The sequence below is a fragment of the Streptomyces albospinus genome (assembly GCF_014648695.1).
Lineage (GTDB): Bacteria > Actinomycetota > Actinomycetes > Streptomycetales > Streptomycetaceae > Streptomyces > Streptomyces albospinus.
Genome location: NZ_BMRP01000118.1, coordinates 1,082 through 3,408, shown reverse-complemented (window position 1 = coordinate 3,408; position 2,327 = coordinate 1,082). Strand labels below are relative to the sequence as shown.

1 protein-coding gene is annotated in these 2,327 nt (G+C 70.3%); it reads right to left on the bottom strand.

Going from position 1 to position 2,327, the window contains the following annotated elements:
* Nucleotides 1–134 precede the first annotated feature (134 nt).
* Nucleotides 135–1,571, bottom strand: coding sequence for an NADP-dependent phosphogluconate dehydrogenase (gene gnd / locus IEZ17_RS41435; protein WP_189308805.1), 1,437 nt, complete (start codon nucleotides 1,569–1,571; stop codon nucleotides 135–137).
* Nucleotides 1,572–2,327 lie beyond the last annotated feature (756 nt).

Genomic DNA, 2,327 nt, shown 5'->3' with positions numbered 1-2,327 from the left:
CCCGCCCCCCGGCCAGCACGTTGTTGTGGTGCAGGTCCCATTGCAGCAGGCGGTCACTCTGCTGATCCCGTGTCCGCTGAAGCGGCGTCACGGGCGCGCGCCGCTTCGCAGGCTCGGGCGGTTGATCGAGCTGGTCAGGCGGATTGCTCGGTGCGGTCGCCGCCCCAGAGGGTGTGGAAGGCTCCGTCGCGGTCGGTGCGTCGGTAGGTGTGTGCGCCGAAGAAGTCCCGTTGGCCCTGGATGAGCGCTGCCGGCAATCGAGGTGAGCGCAGGGCGTCGTAGTAGGCCAGCGCTGCCGAGAATCCGGGGGCGGGAAGGCCCAGTTCGGCTGCCGAGGACACCACCCGCCGCCATGCGTCCTGCGCCGCTTGAAGCGCCTCTCGGAAGTAGGGCGCGGTCAGCAGCGTCACCGGCTGGTCCGTGCCGCTGTAGGTCTCGGTGATCCGGTTCAGGAAGCGGGCCCGGATGATGCAGCCGCCGCGCCAGATCTTCGCCACGGCGCCCGGGTCGATGCCCCACCCGTACTCCTGGCTGCCGGCCTGGATCTGGTGCACGCCCTGTGCGTAGGCGACGATCTTCGACGCGTACAGGGCCTGCTCCACGTCGTCGGTGAAGGACTCGGCCGCCGATCCGCCGAGGCTCCGGCCGGCCGGGCCCGGCAGCCCCTGCGAGGCGTCGCGGAGGTCGGCGTGGCCGGACAGTGAGCGGGCGAAGACGGCCTCGGCGATTCCGCTCACCGGGATGCCCAGGTCCAGTGCCGTCTGCACGGTCCAGCGGCCCGTCCCCTTCTGCTCTGCCTGGTCGAGCACCACGTCGACGAACGGCTTGCCGGTGGCGGCGTCGGTGTGCCCCAGGACCTCGGCGGTGATCTCGATGAGGTACGACTCCAGCCGGCCCTGGTTCCAGGTCCGGAAGACCTCGGCGATGCGGGCCGGTGTCATCCCCAGCGCCCGGCGCAGCAGGTCGTACGCCTCGGCGATGAGCTGCATGTCGGCGTACTCGATGCCGTTGTGCACCATCTTCACGAAGTGGCCGGCACCGTCGGGCCCGATGTGCGTGCAGCACGGCTCGTCGTCGACCTTGGCGGAGATGTCCTCCAGCAGGGGGCCGAGCGATGCGTACGCCTCGGCCGAGCCGCCGGGCATGATGCTCGGGCCATGGAGCGCGCGCTCTTCGCCGCCGGGCACGCCGGTGCCGACGAAGTGCAGCCCCCGGTCCCGCAGCGCGGCCTCACGCCGTCGGGTGTCGGCGAAGTGCGCGTTGCCCCCGTCCACGATCATGTCGCCCGGTTCGAGCAGCGGCGCGAACTCGTCGATGACCGTGTCCGTGGGCGCCCCCGCCTTGACCATCACCATCAGCCGTCGCGGCCGTGCCAGCGAGGCGACGAACTGCTGCGCCGACTCGGTGGGCACGAAGTTCCCCTCGCCGCCGAATTCGGCCATCAGTGCCTGAGTGCGGGCCTCGGTGCGGTTGTGGAGCGCGACGGTGTGCCCGTGGCGTGCGAAATTACGGGCCAGGTTGCGGCCCATCACCGCGAGCCTGGTCACGCCGATGTCCGCCTGCTCAGCCATGATCATCAACTCCTGCCGTTCCCGACACGCCTGAACGCCGTTTCCGTGGCCCGACGAAGCGCTGTCAGCCGCCCAACAGCTCACCGCTCAAATCATCGCCCAGGCACCCGCTTCCCGCAGCGACGACAAGATCTCCGCGCCCTCGTATCGCAACGCCGGGGCGTACGCAGCGCAGGGCTGGTCCACCGCCGTCGCCCGACCGCTGTCGGCCGACCGTCGACAGACAGCAGCACTTCCGATCTTGCGTAGCAAATCATGATGATCACGCATAAACGAGCGGCGCGGCGTCGCCTCGGGCATTCGTCCTGCGCTCCAGAACTCCGGCACCGCCCTGTCGATCGGGCTGCCGTTCTTGCTCGTGATCGCCGGTCTGACCGGGGCGCTCCGCGCTCGCGAGCGGCCTGCGGGCGCAGGGCGTGCCCGCGGGGCCCCCGGTCTTTCCCGAACCCGTCCCCAGACCGTTCCACCACGGGCCGGCACCGCCTTCGGTACGGCAACGGTTGGCTTTGTACGCGACCGCGGGAGTCGTTTCGATGTGACTGCGTGGGCTGGCGGCGTTCGCCTCCCGCCCGCGTGACCGCTTTCGGGTCGTCTGTCCCAGCTGCCGTCCGTGGGCCATACGGGTCATCGAGTCCCGCCGTTCGATGGATACAGCGGCCGGTCCGATGCGGCTGTCGTCCGGCTGGGACACCCTCCTTGCGGGCGTACCGGGGGATACGCCCCGGCCCGAAGGAAAACCCGGTGTCGTGCGGGTTC